Source organism: Methylorubrum sp. B1-46 (assembly GCF_021117295.1).
GTDB lineage: Bacteria > Pseudomonadota > Alphaproteobacteria > Rhizobiales > Beijerinckiaceae > Methylobacterium.
Window position 1 is genome coordinate 3,815,756 of record NZ_CP088247.1, and the last position, 14,569, is coordinate 3,830,324.

The following is a 14,569-nucleotide window of genomic DNA, read 5'->3' on the forward strand; positions in this document are numbered from 1 at the left end:
CATGTTTGGCGCCCCGGTTCCCTTGATGACGGGACCGCCGGACCCATGACCTCGCCTCCGACGTCTATCCGAATTCCATAGGCCGCGTGACGCTCCCGGAACGAACCGGAGAGCCCCACGTGAAGAAGTCCCTCGCCGTCCCCAGCCTGACCGCTCCCGCCGCCCTCGCCGAGGCGGCCTGACGTGTCCCACGTCAGCTCCACCACGCCCCGCGCCCGGGCCACCGACCACGCGGTCGTGAGGTACTGCCAGCGCTGCCTTGGCGCGGTCGTCGATGAGGGGCTCGACGACCAGCAGGCTCTCAAGGCCTTGCGCACGAAGGGCGTCGACCTCGCATGGGTCCGGGCTCGGATCGCCGCCGTGGGTGGGGTCATCCTCGCCGCCGGGTCGAGGACCGGTGACGTCGTCGCCTTCCCCGAGGCAATGAAGTTCAGGGTCGTCGACGGCGTCGTCGTCACCGTCCTCGCCCGCGTCGCCAAGTTCGCTCCCGCCGGACCGGCATCGGCCGTCCCGCCCCGCCCCCGCAGCGTCCTCGAACTGGGAGGCGCGTCGTGAGCGAGCCCAAGCCCCTGACCTTCACCGAATGCGCCGATCCGCAGTCCTGCCGGGACGCGATCCGGCCCCTTCTCGCCCCGGGCATGACATGGTCCGAGGTCCACTGCGGCCGCTGCGGTCGCCAGGGGATCGTCCTCCACGCCGACCTCGGGATCGAGCCTCCGGTCCCCGTCGAGGCCGACGTGCCTGCGCCCGAGCCCGAGCCCGATCCCGCACCGGCCGACGAGCCCGCGCCCGTCACGGGAGGCAAGCGGTGACCCGGTACGGCCTTCCCTTCCAGGGCTATCACCAGCGGCGCGAAGCCGAGTGGGTCGGGGCCCTCGTCCTGATGGGCGTGGAGATCGCGCTGCTGCTGCCGGGCGCCACGTTCTCCCGCCCGACGATCGGAGCCTTCTCGGACATCGCCCCCGAGGGGACGTGGGGCGCCGCGCTCCTCGGCGTGGCCGTGGTTCGCATGATCGGTCTTTGGGTCAACGGATCCAAGCGCCACTCCCCCTCGCTCCGGCTCGTCACCGCCGCCGTCGGCGCAGCCGTCCGGACCGCGTTGGCCTGGCTCCTCGCCAAGGACGGCTACCCCGGCTGGAACACGGGCGTGGGGGCCTACGGCGTGCTCGCCGTGGTCGACGCCTACTGCGCCTTCCGGGCCATCTGGGACCAGGGCGCGAACGACGCCCGGGCGGCCATCCTCCGGAGGGCCGCCCGGTGATCGACTGGCTCTCCACGCTGACCACCCTGCCCGGTGACGCCCTCAAGGCGATCGGCACCGTCGCCGTCGGCGGCCTGCTCGCGGTGGGCACCTACGTCCTCGCCCGGATCAAGGAAGCGCGCCGTCCGCCCGAGCAGGCCCTCGGACTGCCGCGGATCGCCCTCGACCCGGCCGACCGCGACCTCGGCTTCACGCTCGTCCGGACGGGCACGGACCTGACCCGCGCCCTCCACGAGCATGGCGAGATCCTGCGCGCGTCCATGCCGCCCGGCGGCGGTACGCCCCCGGCCGCTACCCCCACCCATCGCAGCCGCCGGAGGCAGCCGTGAAGCTCCGCAAGCCGAGGATCGTCTCGAACCCCAAGGCCGTCGCCCGGCACAGCCGCGTCGTCTGGCTGTCGGGCGCCGGCTTCGTCTTCTCCGCGCTTCAGGCCGGACTGGCCTGCCTTGCGAGCGATCCGCCGTTCGGCCCGATCCCCTTCGCGGTCGCCACCACGGTCGTGTCGCTCGGCGCGCTCGTCCTGCCCTTCCTCGCCAACCGCCACCTATCCGGGGACCAAGCCTGATGCTCGCCTTCCTTCGCAAGCTCGGCGTCGCGTTTGCCGTCGGCACCGCCAACGCCGCTCCCCGAGCCGCAGCCCCGGTGCCGGTCGCAGTGACGGGAAAGGCCTCAGGTCGGCGGCCGTCCCGGATCCTGCTCGTGCCGGCGGCCGCCGCGGCGTGCACCGGCCTCGTCGGCGGGTTCGAGGCGCTTCGCACCACCGCCTACCGGGACATCGTGGGCGTTCCGACGATCTGCTGGGGCGAGACCCAGGGAGTGCGCATGGGCATGACCAAGACGGTCGCCGAGCGCAACTCGATCTTCGCCCGGCGTCTCGACGAATTCGCCTCCCACGTCGAGCGCTGCGTCCCGTCGGCGGTCTCGATGCCGGTCGAGCGATACGCCGCCCACGTCTCGCTCGCTTACAACATCGGGTGGGCCGGCTACTGCGCTTCCTCGGTCGCCCGGCTGCAGAACTCAGGCGACGTGCGCGGGGCCTGCGACGCCTTCCGGAGCTTCAACAAGGTCGGGAAGGGCAAGCCGCCGAACCGCGTCCTCGTTGTCTCGAACGGCCTCACCCGCCGGCGTGCCGAGGAGCGCGCCCTCTGCCTGAAGGGGGCCTGACATGTCGGGCCAGCCGATCCCCGAGGGGGCGATCCAGGTCGTCCAGCGCGAGCAAGAGCCCCACCCCGTGCCAGGCATGGGCTGGCGCGAGACCGGGCGCGCCTTCCTGACGACGTACGCGCCGTACCCGTACGTCCACTCGATCGAAGTCCAGCTCCACCCCGACGGACCCTGGCTGCCCTGGCCGATGCCGGGCCCGCCCGAGGCTGACCAGATCGTCGACCTCACAGAAGCTTCCGAGGCCACCCCATGAGCACCTGGGCAATCTTTTGGGTCGGGCTGTTCGCCCTTCTCGCATTCGGCCGTCTCGTATCGGAGGCCGGTTTGGTCCTGCGGGCACATGCCGGCCGCGACCAGAGCTCGACCACCGATCCGGACGTCACGCTCGTGCCTGGCAACATCGTCGAGCTGCCTCCTGGCGCGGAGGTGCGGACCTTCTTCTCGGCCGAGGGTATCGGAGAGGTGTCGTCCGCGTTCGAGGATGCGCCCGACGCCTACGACATCGGGCGCGCCAAGGGGATGCTCGCCTCCGGAAGCCTGGTCACGCGCCTGAAGGGTGAGCGCCTCATGCTGAGGGTGAACCTGCGTCGGGCTCAGCGTGGCCTTCCCGCTCTCGGCTGCGAGTGAGCATGCTCGACTTGGCGCTCGCCCTCGTCTGGACGCCTCTCGGGCTCGGCGCCCTGGTTGCCGCGGCGGCCGCCGTCGCCGCGGTCGTCTACCTGCCTCGGTTCGCCCTGCCGGCCGCGGCCGTGGCGCTGGCGCTCGCCGGGGCGGCCTACGTCGCGCACGTCCGGACGGAGCTCGATGCTGCCCGGCGCGAGCGGGACGAGGCCAAGGCCGAGGCCGCCGGCAAGGCCGCGGCGATCGAGGCCTTGGAGGGATTGTCCCGTACGAGGGACGCGCGGGCCGCCCGGTCCCGCGAGACGCACCGCCGGATCCAGGCCGCGCCGGGCACCGACGACGGTCCTGTCGCCCCCGTCCTTCGCGACGTGCTGGAGGGCGGCCGATGAACCGGATCCTTGCCAGCGCGGCGATCGCCGCCTGCCTCGCCGGGTGCCAGACCACGGCCCGGCCGACCGTACAGGCCTCGATGCTGGCCTGCCAGGAGGCGCCGACGTGGCGCCGCGGCGGGACGCAGCGCGACGTCGCCGGCTACGTCACCGACCTGCGGGACGCGCACGCGGACTGCCGAGGCAAGCTCGGGGCCGTCCATGGCCTCGTCGGGGGGCGCCCGTGACGCCCGAAGTCCTCGCCCTTCTCGCCGTCGCCTGCCTCGTGCCGGAACCGGAGGTGCCGCGTCCGGATCCGGCGCTCATGGCCGCGGTCGTCGCCCTTCGCCCGGGCCCGGTCGCGAGCCCGCCGGCCCCGCCGGAGGTAGCCGCTGCGATCGCCGCGGCCGCGGCCCACGGGCCCGGACGGAGGAAGCGCAGGTGAGGCGTCGATCCGGTCCCGAGGCGACGGTGATGCGCGAGTGCGCCCTGTTCATGTGGGCAGGCGGCCGATCGGCGGCGGGGATCGCCGAGGCCTGCGGCATCAACACGAACCACGTCTACGTCCTCGCCTGCCTCGCGCGCCGGGCCGGCGATCCCCGCGCGCATCGCCGTCCTCCGGGGAAGCGCGCTCCTGAATCGCGCGATCTCGATTTTGAAATTCGGGGTGACCGGTGACGCTGCTCCCGCCCGCCCCGGACAACCTCGCCAGGCAGGTCGCCCTCATGCGTGCGATGGGCGGCCCGATCCCCGTGCCGGGCTACACCGCCGAGGAGATGTCCCTTGCGAGGGACAAGATCTCCGCGGCGCTCGGGCGGGCCGCGGATCGGTCGACCACCCGTCCCTTTCAGAGGCCCCGGCCATGAAGGGGGCGCGGGAGGACTGGGGATCCCGCCTCAGATTTCGGCCATCACAGGAGCGGGTGCGCGCCCTCGTCGCGTGGTGCACCATGACGGGCGAGGATCCCGACGTCGCGTGCTTGGAGAGATGGGGCGCTCCGGCGAGCCAGCTGATCCGAGGCGCGCCGCGCAGGCCGAAGGGGCCCCGACGGGCGCAGGCCTAGCGCGTGCGTAGGTAGACGCCGGGGCCGCGGCCGGCTTCCGGATCGCCAGGATCGAACTCAACGCCGGCGCCTAACAGAGCACCGAGCACAGCATTCTGTGTCGCCCGTATCGGCTTGCGCGTCTCGCTCTCAAGGTTGTCGATCGTCCGCGCGGACACGCCCGCTAGATCGGCGAGCTGGTCGCGCGACAAGTTCAGGAGCGCGCGCGCGGCACGGATTTGGGGACCGGACGGGTACATGCAGACAGGGTAGCGAAATTTCTTTCACGCGCAAGGTTGCGCGAATCCAGAAATGTGCTCAAATTTGGTTAACCCCTCGCCGAGGGGTGGCCCGAGGAAGCGGAGGCAACCGCCGCCCCGGGCCTGGTCGCACACGGGACGGAGACCCCAATGCGCGAGCCGAGCCAGAACGATACCACGCCGCCGATCCTCACGCGCCTGTCCGAGAACCCGGCGGCCAGGGAATTCCACGACTTCATCGAAGAGGTCCGAGCCTACGACGACGCCCTCCGCGCGTCGGACCCCCACGCAGCTCACGCGGCGCTCACCCAGCGCTCGCTGGAGATCGAGCCGCTCTTCGACGAGATCCGCGGCGCGGTGATGCTGAAGCTGCTCACGAAGATGCACCGCGTCACCGAGGCCGAGAAGGGCAAGGCCGCCGGCGACCTCACCGCGCCCGGCGCGCCCGATCAGCGGGGGCTGTGGGACGGCGATCCCCTGTACGGTCCGGACGACGCGGCGCGCGAGGCGGCCTTCAAGCGTGATCCTGGCCGGTGGCTGCCGGGCGCGACGCCGTCCGCCACGACCCTGTTCCGCGGCGAGGGCTGCTGGCTCGTCGAGCGCGGCGACCGGATCCTGCTCGCCACGTACGCCGTCCTCAGCTGTGCGCAGTCCGACGCGGACGAGTGCCACGAGAAAGCGGTCGACGACGGATGGGGCGGGATCGTCGTCGTCGGGCCGCCCGGCCTGGCGAAGGTCGCCCGAGTCCCCCATGGGGCGGCCGAGACGGGCATCACCGTGGAATTCGTCGAGGTCGACCTCGGCACGGCGCCGACCAGCGGGAGGGCTGCATGAACGCCATGGTCCCGGCGCCCCAGGCGGGCACCTCGCAGTTCGAATTCTCGTTCGACGGCCATCCCGTCCGTGGGCTCATGATCGGCGAGAAGGCGGTCTTCGTGGCCGCCGACCTCGCCCGGGCGCTCCGCTACCGTGATGCCGCGAACTTGGTGCGGGTCGTCCGCCCCCGTGAAAAGGGTACTCACACAGTGAGTACCCTTGGCGGGGCGCAGCGCCTGACGACGGTCACCGAGAGCGGCCTCTACCGCGCCATCATGGCCCGCAAGGTCGCCGACGAGAAGGACGTCACCCTTCGTCTCGACATCGAGCGCTTCCAGGACTGGGTCGTCGAAGAGGTCCTTCCGACCATCCGGCGGACCGGAAGCTATGCCCCCGTCCCGGCGCCGGAGCCGGTCGATCCCATGGCGTTCTTGTCGAACCCGCACAACGTGATGGCTCTAATCGGCCAGTACGCTCAGCGGACGATCGAGCTTGAGGTACAGGTCGCCCGGCAGGGACGGGACCTCCAGATCGCTGAGCATACGATCGAGCGGCAGGCCGTGACCGTGGCCGCGCACGATCTCCTCGCGAATGCCGACGGGTCCCTGTGCGTGACGGACGTTGCGAAGGTTCTCGGTCTCAAGCCGGGCGCCCTCTTCACCTACATGCGCCACAGCGAGGCAAAAGTTCGCTGGTTCTACAAGCGCTCGGAGAAGGGGCCCGACGTCGGCATCCAGGATCGCCTCGACGCCGAGGAGCTCATCGAGATCCCTGAGACCGTACCGGTCAAACAGGCGGACGGGACGGTGCGGGACAAGATGGTGGTGAAGCTGCGGGTCACCCCGCTCGGCGTCACCCGGCTCGCCCGGCTCATCATCGAAGGTAAAGACCCCAAGCTGCCGTTGCCGGCGGACATGCTGAAGGTGCTGACCATTGCCCGAGATCGCCACCTCTTCGACTGACCTGCCGTCATCGAGTCGCTCAGGGGGCCCGGCACGCCGCGGCCCCCTTTTTCATGACCCAAGGAAGCCAATCCCCGTTCGCTTCCATTTCATTGCACGGGGCATGGAGGCGCGGGATGCCACCGGAACCGGGCGCCGTCGTGCTCGATGCTGCCGTCGGCGAGCATCCGGATCGGGACGTCGTACGGGACAGTGTGCCCGCCGTTCGTCCAGCACGCCTTGGCCTTCAGGCGCGCGCCCTCGAACCGGGCGCCCTCGCAGTCGAGGCCGTCGATCGCCACGCCGCGGCCGTCGACAAGGATCGGGTTCAGGTCGACGCCGACCGGGCAGTAGATGCCCTCGCGCAGGCCTCCCCCGGCGAGGGCCGGCCCGGCGGCGAGGAGGGCGAGGGCGGTAAGGACGGCGCGCACGGTCAGATCTCCAGAATGAAGGCGGGGTCGAAATTCGGATTTTCGCGTTCGTCGACCCAGGTCCCGTCCCGGCGCCGGTGTGAGGCGTCGTGGCCTCTCGGGTTGGCCACGGTCCTTGTCCGGCCGACCTGGTAATCGCGGCTCGCGTGGACGTGGCCGTGGATCCACAGATCTGGCGCGTGCGGGCCTTCGAGGATCGCCGACAGGTCGGAGGCGTACGCTGCGTCGCCGGGCCCCGTGACCTCGCCCGCGGGCAGGCTCAGGGGGTGCGGCGCGTGGTGCGTCACGACAACCGTCGGGCCCGGGTGCGGCTCGGCGAGCACGCGCTCGATCCGGGACCGGTGCTCGACGTGCAGAGCGAGCGCGGCCGGTGGCCGGAACGGGGCCGGGCTGCCGAGCCGATCCCTCGTCTGGATCCGGCGGTGATCGCGCATCCCGACATGCCGGTCGCCGGCGTCGCGCATCCCCCACACGCGCGACCAGCGCGGCTCTCCAACGGAATAGTCCGTCCAGAGCGTCGCCCCCACGACACGCACTCCCTCAACGATCCGGGACTGCCCGGCATCGAGCAGCGTCACGTCCGCTGCAATTGCGGCGTCCCTCGCCCTGGTGAGCTCGTCAGGGATCCGGCAGCCGTACAGGTCGTGGTTTCCGGGCACGTAGACGACGTGCCGCGCCCGCGGCCGGACGTGCTGCGCGAGCCACGGGATCGCCCTCTTCGTCAGGCCGTCGGCGACGTCGCCGGCGACGATCGCGAGGTCGACACGCTCGCCGGGCGGCGGCTCCCAGGGGCATGCGTCGACGTGCAGGTCGGAGACGATCCAGACACGCATCAGGCCTCCCCCTCGCGAAACGGCTTCTTCCCCTGGGCGTGGGCGTCGCACGCGCACTTCACCCAGCTTCCCTTCCGCAGAAGTCCAGGCGCGCCACAGTATTCGCAGACAAAGCTTGACAGGTGGTCAATACAACTGATGACGTTGTCTGCATGGCGATCATCGCCATTAGCTTCCGTGTGCCAGCGTAGACTGCCAAACTTCTCCTTGGTGTCGACTGTCTTGAACCCCTTGGGGATCCCGTACTCCTCGATCATCTCGGCCCCGGCTTGCCACAGCCACGACCAGCCGGCGTGGGAGGAAGGCGGGAACGGGAAGATCGCCGGATGCCGGAAGGCGAGGTCCTCGGCCCACGTCGACGGCGCGTGCGGGGGGCCCTGACGCCACCGGCACGCCGTGTACCGGACGAGCACGCCGAGGATGTCGGGGCCAGCCGGCGCGCCGAGCACGTGCCCACCGCCGGGGAGCGGGCGTCGCTGCCGGTCGGGCGACAGCAGCGGGGCCTTCCACTCGACGATCGGGCCGACCGGCGACGGGCGTACGGCGCCCACGTCCAGGCTTTCGACGCCCTGGTGGAGCCGGAGGGCGCGCCCGGCGATGACGGTGAACTCATCTCTAATCACGGGACGTCTCCATGCGGGAGGGGGGCGAGGCAGAGGGCGACCGCTTCCGTCTCGCGGGCGGCCTTGAGGGCGTCGTCGTGGGAGAGCCTGCCCTGGTCGACGAGGCGGGCGATCCGGAGGACACGGGCATGGCAGCCGCGTCCGATCAGGGCGCAGATCCGCCCGCTCTCCCACGAGCGCTGCAGCTGAGCCGCGATGCTGGCGAGGTCGTCGAACTGCGTCACGTCGGCCTCCTCAGTGACGCGGCGCGAGCCGGTCGCGGCCGGCCAGCACGGTCTCGACCAGGCGGCGCAGGGGACGGAGCGAGCCCCCTCGCCAGTGCCGCCCGACGAGCTCGATCTCCTCGCCGTCGAGGTCGGGCAGCCATGCCGCGTCGAGGCCGCGATCGGCGCGGATCTCCGCGATCAGGTTGGCCGCGACTACGGGCAGGTGCTCCGGCCCCGGCGACGGGACTTCCAGGATCCGCATGCGATCCAGCAGGGCCCCCGGGATCCCGGAGAGGCTGTTGGCCGTCGCAAGGTACGTGACCGCGCTCAGGTTGACGCCCGTCTCGATGTAGAGGTCGAACCGGGATCTAGCGTTCTCGCGCTCAAGGAAGGGCAGCAGGACGTCGCCGAGCGAGCCGTTGCGGCGATCGGCGGACGACTTCTCGATCTCGTCGATCCCGATGCAGACGCTGCCGACTTCCTCTTGAAGGATCGCCTGAAGGGGGACCGACGCGCGCCCGGTTCCCCATTGCCGGCTCGTCCCGCCGAACGAGCCATCCGACGCGCCGGCCGCCGAATACAGGCGCAGCGGTAGCCCGAGCAGGCGGGACACCGCCCGGACAGTCGCCGTCTTGCCGGTGCCGGGCGGGCTGACGAGGACGGTCGGCCGGAGCCACGCATAAGGCGCGCCCACCAGGTCTTGAGCGAGCGTCTCGAACACCGGTCGCAGCCACGGCGCGGCGGCCGAGCCTTCCTCGACGAACCGCTGCGGGTCCGGCGCCGGGAGCAGCGGCAGCGCCTTGCCGGCGATCTTCTCGAACTCGGCGCGGGGCGAGTCCCTCCGTTCCTGGGCGTACGTCGTCGGCTTCGCGAGGTGCCCGAGCGACGAGACGACGACGAGCGTCCTTGGGGCCGGTACCTTCGGGGCTGCCTCCGCAGGCGCGGGGGTCCCGGGCTCGTCGCCGAAATCGAGCGCGAGGTCGCCGTCCTGAACCGGCGGAGCCATCATGCCGGCGCCGCCGCGGAGGACGTCGTCGGCGGCCTGGAGCTGCGCCTCGGCGTCCCGCAGCGCGTAGCTGAATGCGCGCCAGCGCTCAGCGTTGAGCTCGCACCTGCTCATCCGCGCGTAATTCGGTTCCGGATTGTACGGCTCGTTCGTCTTGTCTTGGCAGGCGTCGCTCGACCAGACAATTGCCGATCGCATGCAGAGATACGCCTCTCCGTAGTATTCAAGATTTATTAGAAAGCTTGCATGCTGAATGGCAGCCGCCGAGATCTCTGCCGACGCCTGAGGACAACCAAGCGCGGCGAGGTTAAAGGCCAGCGCTTCGTGGCATCGTGCCGAGGCCTGGGCGATCCCGAATTCGGCAGCTTCGGACGTGCTGAGCTCGAACAGTACCGTGCGGACGCGGCGAAGCGTCCGCGCGTTCGGGTCACTGGTCGCGGCCTGGACTGCGCGCCGGCAGCGGGAGGGGAGCTCAGCAGCGGGGAGCCAGCCGAGGCGAATTGCAGCATCGACGCGCGCATCCCAGCCGACGAACTCGCCGCCCGCGAGCATTTCGTTGCGTGGAAGGGGGGCGCTCGGCGCCCGGGGACCGGTTACGTGAGTGCTATCGCGTCGCGCGCGCGCGACCGCGTTTGCCGCCTTCTGGCGGTCGGACTTCTTCGTGGACATCTGGGGAGGCTCGCAGAACGGAGGACGCGCGGGCGGGCCCTGAGCGGTGGGCTCAGGCGGCGGTCAGTTTCCGTTTCGATATGCGAGCGGTCACGGGTATCTCCCGGCGTGGAGTCCCGACTAAGCCACGGGCTGGCCGCGGGCACAACGCCGGCCTGTGGACATCCCTTTCAAATCCCTACCGCGACCGCTCGAATCCCGACATCCCGCACCGCGACAAGTTGGCGCACCTACGGGGTCGGGAGGCCCTCTCTCCTAAGGGAGCCCCTCTGACGAATCAGTCGGCTGCCGTTTTTGGTTGTCAGCGTCCAGTGCGAATCGGCGGGCCATGGCAGGCTGCGATCCTGGGATCACGGGACGGGGATCGACATGGCCAAGAAACCGGATTTCGTTGTGACGGGGGTGCACATCCCCAAGGTCCATTTCTGGGCGCGGGTGCTCGTAACGCCCGAGCGCCTGCAGCAGGTGACGGACCTCGCCCTCCGCCAGGGGCAGGTCTTCCTGAACCCGGGCGAGGTACTCCAGATCGATACCAGGATCGGCGACGACAGCGCTCCTGCCGAGACCATCCGGACCTTCACGATCAGGGACTACGAAGCCGATACGCCTTGCGCGACCTGCCTCGTCGCCTGGAACGGGACGGCCGGCGACATCACGATGTACGGCGATGACGCCGATATCCTCGCCTGCCTTGCCAGCTCGGCCAACGGGTTGTTCTCCGGCGCAACGAGGATGGTCGAGGACGACGGCTTTGCCCTCAATTCCGATCTTCTAAGCTCGATCAAGGTCGGAGATGTGCAGGTCTTCTTCCCCCGCAAGGCTCGGGAGGAGCCCGAGGACGAGCCGGCCGAGAACGATCCCGACCTCTATCCGTCGCGTCTCTCGGCGGGTGGTAACTTGCGGGCGCCCCGCGGCGTGAAGGTCGCCGACTACGGGCGGGGTGCCGTATGACCCGCGCCCCGATCCCCGAGGCGCTCCGGGCCCGCCTCCACGCCAGGTTCCCCCGCTCCCCGATGTGGGCCCCGCCCGCGCCGGCGGGCCCAAGCCCATGGGAGCTCATTCGCCAGGTCCTCGCGAAGGGGCGCGCCGACGGCCTCGACGACGTCCAGCTCGCCGGGGCGGTCTACACCGTCCTGACGTCCCATGGGCTGATCGACGGGGGGCGCGCGTGAGCCGGGCCTTCTACACCATGCCGGTCCCCCAGCAGTCGGCCTTCCGCGCCGCGGTGGCGGCGGTCCGCGACAGCTACCCGGGGACCACCCAGCAGGAGGCGGCCTTCCTCGTTCTCGACGTGGATCGCCTGACGGTCGAGCGGACGCACACGCTGGAACTCCACGCCCGCGTCGCGGAGAGGCTCGCCCTCACGCCGGAGGCCGACCGCGCCGGCATCGAGGCCGCCCTGTTCGGAGGGGGCGCCCCGGTCGTCGAGAGGAAGCCGAAGCCGGCGGGCAGCCCCGCCGGCATGAGCGCTTGGGGCTGAGGAGGGGATGATGGACATAAGCTTCGAGCAGCGCGAGGCGATCCGCTGCCTGTACGCGTACGGGTGCGAGGGAGCTATCGGCCCGGGTGGTTGGATAGTCTCCAGCGGGGGATGCGGCTCTGCAGTCGGCAAGCCCATCCTTGGCAACGCCGAGACATGGCTGCGTCTCGTCTCGCTCGGGCTGGCCACGGGGCACGGCCCACACCGGATCCGCCTGACCGCCGCGGGCGAGGAGGAGGCGATGAAGCCTACCCCGACTACGAGGCCGGCTAGCCCATGAGCAAGCGCACGCCCGCGACGAGGCATCCCTTCATCGGGGCCAACCGGCAGCAGCGTCGGGCGGCCGAGGCCGGGGCGAGGAGGCGGGCGTGAGCCGCATCCTGTTCCTCGATGTCGACGGCGTGCTCAACGCTGATCGCACGCCGGCTTGGCGCGGTAGGGACATCGTCTGGCGCGTCGAGGCCGCGTGCGTCGGATACCTGAACGAGGTCCTCGACAGGACCGGCGCGACCGTGGTGGTGTCGTCAGCCTGGCGGATCGGCCCCCATCGTGGACCAGAAGGTTGCCGGGCGATGCTGCGCGAGCGCGGCGTAAGGGCCCGCTTCCACCGGGACTGGCGCACCAAGAGGATGTGGGGTGGCCCGCGCGGCGACGAGATCGCCGAGTGGCTGTCGCGCCACCCCGAGGTTACGAGCTGGGCGATCGTTGATGACGATAGCGACCTGCTCCCCGGTCAGCGTGCTCGGTTCGTGCAGACGAGTGGCTTCGATGGCCTGACCCGCTCGAAGGCCGAGCTGCTCGTCGCGATCCTCAACGACGACGCCGAGACCGTTGCGAGGTTGGCGGCATGACCCGGCACTGGACCGAAACGATGGTGGCCGTCGCCACGCACGCGGCCGTCACCGCCGCGCAGGCCCGCGTCGCCGCTGGGGAGACCACCGCCCTGGAGGAGTGCCTCGGCGCCGGGCGGACGTGTGCGGAGGTGCGGGCCCACGCCGAACGCGAGCTCCGCGCGTGGCAGGCCGACGGCGAGGAGGAGGAGGCATCGAAATGAGGAAGGCACACGCCCACCGCCACCGCCGGCAGGCCACCCGGACCCGAGAGGTCGAGCGCGCCCGGCGCATCCAGGTCTCCATCGAGGCCGAGGAGCGCCGGCGCGCGGAGGAGGACGCCCGCTGGGCGAGGGAGCGGCATCGGCTCTGGGGCATGCCCCTTACTCCGTGCGTCGGCTGGGAAGGCATGATGCTGGCCAACGCGGCGGCCTCTCGGACCTTCCTCGGCGAAGGCGTCACCGATGCCCCCCCGATCGAAGGCAGCGAGCGCGGCTGGGTCACGAACCTGGGGTCCTGACCGCCAAATTTTTTCGCGCGCGATTCAGGATTCCTGAACGTCGGAGGCGGCCGCCATCTCCAGCGCGGCGGCCCGCTCCTCCGGCGGGAGGGCGAGCCATTCCGGATCCGGGGCGTCCTCGACGTGACCTGCCGGCCGCCGCCGCGGCGGGGGAATGCCTTCGAGTACGCGGGCAGCCTCGGGCGGGTAGGTCGTCCCGTCCGGAGCCGCCTTCGCCGGCATGAGCTCCTCGAAGACCTCGTCCGTCCCGCCCTGCCGCAGCCATGTCCGGCGGAGGATCTCCCGGTATTCGGGGCCGTCCGCGCCGATCGGCGTCCAGGGATCCGCGGCGAGCGCGCCCCAGCCGTGCGTCGGATAGCTGTCGTCGTCCTTGGGCATGCCCGCATCCTCGCGCCGGCCGACCGCGGGGGCAAGCCTGGACGGGTGCTTATGCGCCCCGGTCGATCAAGGTCATCAGGCGCCGGGCCATGCCCTCCTGCGCCGCGCCGCGGCCGTCGCACCAGCCGTCTAGGGTCTTGCGAGACACGCGCAGCGCCTCGGCAGCAGCATCCCGGCCACCGCGCCTGCGGGCCCACGCCTTTAGGACGTCGGAGAACGGGCGGTCGTCGGCCTCCCAGTCGATGGGGTGGCTCTGCTGAGGGGGCAGGCTCGTGGCGACGTGCCTCGCCGTGCCGCTATCGGCGAACGGGTCGAGGCGCGGGTCGTCATGGGCGATCCGCCCCTCGCCGACCTCGCAATCGAACCGCGAGAAGAAGGACGAGACATTCGTGCCGCCCCCCGCTACGCCGGCGGGCGGCTTGAACACGGCTGCCAGCGGCTCGCCGAGCAGGTCCTCCCTCGCGAGCAGCAGGCGGTACGCATCCATGGCGGCGGCGGACGAGCCGAAGCTCGCCCGCTCCAAGATTTCGCCCCCGTCGTGGGCGCGCAGTCGGACCATCCAGGGCATCGTGGGTCTCCGTGGGATGCGAAAGCCGGGTTGCCCGGGGAGCGGTCCCCCCGGGCGTTGGCTTGGATCAGTCCTCGTTGACCTGGGAGTCCTCCCAGATCTCAAACTGAACTTGGGCGCTCAGGATGCCGACGGTCTCTTCAGCGGAGAGGTAGACCACGATCGCGCGGTAGGTGCGGCTGAGGATCTGGGTCTCTTCGCCCCAGCAGAGCACGGTGCCGTCGCCGAGCACCGCGATCGCGTCCGTGCCGAAGTCGGCCACAGCGGTCTCGGCGGGGTAGCTGAGGGAGGCGATCTGCGCGATCGCGGTGTCGAGCTCGTCCTGAGTCAGGACGTCGTTGAGGGCGCGCTCGATCGTGCCGTTGTTGGCGAGGGTGGCGGCGGTGATGTTGAGGTTGTGGGACATCGTGTGCTCCATCGTCGGCCCGGATCGCCCCGGGAGGCCTCGGCTCGCTGCCGATGAAGTGAGTATACCGCATTCTGCGGTATAAACAAGGGCCTCGTGCACGAAATCTTAGGAAATGTGGAGGCCGGCATGGGGTGGAGGGCGCA

At 70.8% G+C, this 14,569-nt stretch carries 27 protein-coding genes; 18 read left to right on the forward strand and 9 right to left on the reverse strand.

Annotated elements, in window-relative coordinates:
* Positions 1–183 precede the first annotated feature (183 nt).
* The 11 genes from LPC10_RS17700 (at position 184) to LPC10_RS17750 (ending at position 4,092) form a co-directional block, all read left to right on the forward strand.
* Positions 184–555, forward strand: coding sequence for a hypothetical protein (locus LPC10_RS17700; RefSeq protein ID WP_231343739.1), 372 nt, complete (start codon positions 184–186; stop codon positions 553–555).
* Positions 552–812 carry a hypothetical protein gene (locus LPC10_RS17705; RefSeq protein ID WP_231343740.1) on the forward strand — a complete coding sequence of 87 codons (261 nt, stop codon included), beginning with the start codon at positions 552–554 and terminating at the stop codon, positions 810–812. Before LPC10_RS17700 ends, LPC10_RS17705 begins: the two co-directional genes overlap by 4 nt.
* Complete coding sequence (locus tag LPC10_RS17710; RefSeq protein ID WP_231343741.1) at positions 809–1,261, forward strand: hypothetical protein; 453 nt, start codon at positions 809–811, stop codon at positions 1,259–1,261. Before LPC10_RS17705 ends, LPC10_RS17710 begins: the two co-directional genes overlap by 4 nt.
* Positions 1,258–1,590, forward strand: coding sequence for a hypothetical protein (locus tag LPC10_RS17715; RefSeq protein WP_231343742.1), 333 nt, complete (start codon positions 1,258–1,260; stop codon positions 1,588–1,590). The genes LPC10_RS17710 and LPC10_RS17715 overlap by 4 nt, the downstream gene beginning before the upstream one ends.
* Positions 1,587–1,826 carry a hypothetical protein gene (locus tag LPC10_RS17720; protein ID WP_231343743.1) on the forward strand — a complete coding sequence of 80 codons (240 nt, stop codon included), beginning with the start codon at positions 1,587–1,589 and terminating at the stop codon, positions 1,824–1,826. Before LPC10_RS17715 ends, LPC10_RS17720 begins: the two co-directional genes overlap by 4 nt.
* On the forward strand, positions 1,826–2,425 hold the full coding sequence (locus LPC10_RS17725; RefSeq protein ID WP_231343744.1) for a lysozyme: 600 nt from the start codon (positions 1,826–1,828) through the stop codon (positions 2,423–2,425). The genes LPC10_RS17720 and LPC10_RS17725 overlap by 1 nt, the downstream gene beginning before the upstream one ends.
* A gap of 1 nt (position 2,426) precedes the next feature.
* On the forward strand, positions 2,427–2,678 hold the full coding sequence (locus tag LPC10_RS17730; protein WP_231343745.1) for a hypothetical protein: 252 nt from the start codon (positions 2,427–2,429) through the stop codon (positions 2,676–2,678).
* Positions 2,675–3,052 (forward strand): hypothetical protein, encoded by a 378-nt coding sequence (locus tag LPC10_RS17735; protein ID WP_231343746.1) that lies wholly within the window; start codon positions 2,675–2,677, stop codon positions 3,050–3,052. The genes LPC10_RS17730 and LPC10_RS17735 overlap by 4 nt, the downstream gene beginning before the upstream one ends.
* A 2-nt stretch (positions 3,053–3,054) precedes the next feature.
* Complete coding sequence (locus LPC10_RS17740) at positions 3,055–3,435, forward strand: hypothetical protein (RefSeq protein WP_231343747.1); 381 nt, start codon at positions 3,055–3,057, stop codon at positions 3,433–3,435.
* Entirely contained in the window at positions 3,432–3,662 is a 231-nt protein-coding gene (locus LPC10_RS17745) for a hypothetical protein (RefSeq protein ID WP_231343748.1), read from the forward strand. Before LPC10_RS17740 ends, LPC10_RS17745 begins: the two co-directional genes overlap by 4 nt.
* A gap of 193 nt (positions 3,663–3,855) precedes the next feature.
* Positions 3,856–4,092, forward strand: coding sequence for a hypothetical protein (locus tag LPC10_RS17750; RefSeq protein ID WP_231343749.1), 237 nt, complete (start codon positions 3,856–3,858; stop codon positions 4,090–4,092).
* Between the two features lie 381 nt (positions 4,093–4,473).
* Here the strand turns inward: LPC10_RS17750 and LPC10_RS17755 are convergent, their stop codons facing one another.
* Entirely contained in the window at positions 4,474–4,716 is a 243-nt protein-coding gene (locus LPC10_RS17755; RefSeq protein ID WP_231343750.1) for a helix-turn-helix transcriptional regulator, read from the reverse strand.
* A 150-nt stretch (positions 4,717–4,866) separates the two neighbouring features.
* Between LPC10_RS17755 and LPC10_RS17760 the strand changes: the two genes are divergently transcribed.
* Positions 4,867–5,550 carry a hypothetical protein gene (locus LPC10_RS17760; RefSeq protein ID WP_231343751.1) on the forward strand — a complete coding sequence of 228 codons (684 nt, stop codon included), beginning with the start codon at positions 4,867–4,869 and terminating at the stop codon, positions 5,548–5,550.
* Complete coding sequence (locus tag LPC10_RS17765) at positions 5,547–6,494, forward strand: phage antirepressor KilAC domain-containing protein (RefSeq protein WP_231343752.1); 948 nt, start codon at positions 5,547–5,549, stop codon at positions 6,492–6,494. The genes LPC10_RS17760 and LPC10_RS17765 overlap by 4 nt, the downstream gene beginning before the upstream one ends.
* Before the next feature lie 89 nt (positions 6,495–6,583).
* On the opposite strand, the gene LPC10_RS17770 is transcribed toward LPC10_RS17765, so the two are convergent.
* Genes LPC10_RS17770 through LPC10_RS17790 form a run of 5 tightly spaced genes read right to left on the reverse strand, consistent with a single transcriptional unit; the run spans position 6,584 to position 10,241 of the window.
* Positions 6,584–6,904: a hypothetical protein gene (locus tag LPC10_RS17770; protein WP_231343753.1), complete on the reverse strand. Its 321-nt coding sequence runs from the start codon at positions 6,902–6,904 to the stop codon at positions 6,584–6,586.
* A 2-nt stretch (positions 6,905–6,906) separates the two neighbouring features.
* Positions 6,907–7,737: a metallophosphoesterase gene (locus LPC10_RS17775; RefSeq protein WP_231343754.1), complete on the reverse strand. Its 831-nt coding sequence runs from the start codon at positions 7,735–7,737 to the stop codon at positions 6,907–6,909.
* Positions 7,737–8,360: a hypothetical protein gene (locus LPC10_RS17780; protein ID WP_231343755.1), complete on the reverse strand. Its 624-nt coding sequence runs from the start codon at positions 8,358–8,360 to the stop codon at positions 7,737–7,739. The genes LPC10_RS17775 and LPC10_RS17780 overlap by 1 nt, the downstream gene beginning before the upstream one ends.
* The gene (locus tag LPC10_RS17785) at positions 8,357–8,584 is read right to left on the reverse strand and encodes a hypothetical protein (RefSeq protein ID WP_141949891.1); all 228 of its coding nucleotides are present in this window, start codon (positions 8,582–8,584) and stop codon (positions 8,357–8,359) included. The genes LPC10_RS17780 and LPC10_RS17785 overlap by 4 nt, the downstream gene beginning before the upstream one ends.
* A gap of 10 nt (positions 8,585–8,594) precedes the next feature.
* Positions 8,595–10,241: an AAA family ATPase gene (locus LPC10_RS17790; RefSeq protein ID WP_231343756.1), complete on the reverse strand. Its 1,647-nt coding sequence runs from the start codon at positions 10,239–10,241 to the stop codon at positions 8,595–8,597.
* Positions 10,242–10,610: 369 nt separating this feature from the next.
* On the opposite strand from LPC10_RS17790, the gene LPC10_RS17795 reads away from it, so the two are divergent.
* The 5 genes from LPC10_RS17795 to LPC10_RS17815 all read left to right on the forward strand — a co-directional run bounded on the left by LPC10_RS17795 (position 10,611) and on the right by LPC10_RS17815 (position 13,071).
* Positions 10,611–11,192, forward strand: coding sequence for a hypothetical protein (locus LPC10_RS17795; RefSeq protein WP_231343757.1), 582 nt, complete (start codon positions 10,611–10,613; stop codon positions 11,190–11,192).
* A gap of 217 nt (positions 11,193–11,409) precedes the next feature.
* Positions 11,410–11,721 carry a hypothetical protein gene (locus tag LPC10_RS17800; RefSeq protein WP_231343758.1) on the forward strand — a complete coding sequence of 104 codons (312 nt, stop codon included), beginning with the start codon at positions 11,410–11,412 and terminating at the stop codon, positions 11,719–11,721.
* 368 nt (positions 11,722–12,089) lie between these two features.
* On the forward strand, positions 12,090–12,572 hold the full coding sequence (locus LPC10_RS17805; protein ID WP_231343759.1) for an HAD domain-containing protein: 483 nt from the start codon (positions 12,090–12,092) through the stop codon (positions 12,570–12,572).
* Positions 12,569–12,775 carry a hypothetical protein gene (locus LPC10_RS17810; protein WP_231343760.1) on the forward strand — a complete coding sequence of 69 codons (207 nt, stop codon included), beginning with the start codon at positions 12,569–12,571 and terminating at the stop codon, positions 12,773–12,775. The genes LPC10_RS17805 and LPC10_RS17810 overlap by 4 nt, the downstream gene beginning before the upstream one ends.
* Positions 12,772–13,071, forward strand: a complete 300-nt coding sequence (locus LPC10_RS17815) for a hypothetical protein (RefSeq protein ID WP_231343761.1) — start codon at positions 12,772–12,774, stop codon at positions 13,069–13,071. Before LPC10_RS17810 ends, LPC10_RS17815 begins: the two co-directional genes overlap by 4 nt.
* A gap of 24 nt (positions 13,072–13,095) precedes the next feature.
* Here the strand turns inward: LPC10_RS17815 and LPC10_RS17820 are convergent, their stop codons facing one another.
* The 3 genes from LPC10_RS17820 to LPC10_RS17830 all read right to left on the reverse strand — a co-directional run bounded on the left by LPC10_RS17820 (position 13,096) and on the right by LPC10_RS17830 (position 14,423).
* Positions 13,096–13,449, reverse strand: a complete 354-nt coding sequence (locus tag LPC10_RS17820; protein ID WP_231343762.1) for a hypothetical protein — start codon at positions 13,447–13,449, stop codon at positions 13,096–13,098.
* A gap of 49 nt (positions 13,450–13,498) precedes the next feature.
* Positions 13,499–14,017 carry a hypothetical protein gene (locus tag LPC10_RS17825; protein ID WP_231343763.1) on the reverse strand — a complete coding sequence of 173 codons (519 nt, stop codon included), beginning with the start codon at positions 14,015–14,017 and terminating at the stop codon, positions 13,499–13,501.
* Between the two features lie 67 nt (positions 14,018–14,084).
* On the reverse strand, positions 14,085–14,423 hold the full coding sequence (locus LPC10_RS17830; RefSeq protein WP_231343764.1) for a hypothetical protein: 339 nt from the start codon (positions 14,421–14,423) through the stop codon (positions 14,085–14,087).
* Positions 14,424–14,569 lie beyond the last annotated feature (146 nt).